Origin of the sequence: Mesorhizobium sp. M7D.F.Ca.US.004.03.1.1, from assembly GCF_003998635.1 — a bacterium.
GTDB classification, from domain to species: Bacteria; Pseudomonadota; Alphaproteobacteria; order Rhizobiales; family Rhizobiaceae; genus Mesorhizobium; species Mesorhizobium loti.
Genome location: NZ_RZQG01001887.1, coordinates 1 through 382, shown reverse-complemented (window position 1 = coordinate 382; position 382 = coordinate 1). Strand labels below are relative to the sequence as shown.

Here is a 382-nt window from a genome sequence, read left to right as displayed (position 1 = left end):
CTACCGCTCGATGGTCAAGAAGGATCTGGTGCCGGCAGGTGCGCAGACCGACACCAGATCCTTCTTGACCATCGAGCGGTAGAGATCGATGGCGCCGCGCAATTGCGGGCTGTCCAGCGTCGCCTTGGAGCCGTCCTCCGAGAGGATGTCGCCGCCAGACGCCCAGATCAGCGGCGTGAAGGTGAAGATGTTGCAGCCGCCGCAATTGCCGGAAAAGTAGAAGCCCTTGATGTTGCCGCCGAGTGCGTTGACCTTCTCGGCGTCGGCCGCGATCTCGGCCCAGTTGGCCGGGCCTTTTTCAGGGTCGAGGCCAGCCTGCTTGAACAGCTTCTTGTTCCAGATCAACACCGAGGCGTCGGCGGAGAAGGGCAGGCCGTAAATG

General features: G+C 62.3%; 1 pseudogene. It reads right to left on the bottom strand.

Going from position 1 to position 382, the window contains the following annotated elements:
- Positions 1-21 precede the first annotated feature (21 nt).
- Positions 22-382: pseudogene (locus tag EN935_RS40535) on the bottom strand (extracellular solute-binding protein); the annotation flags it as partial.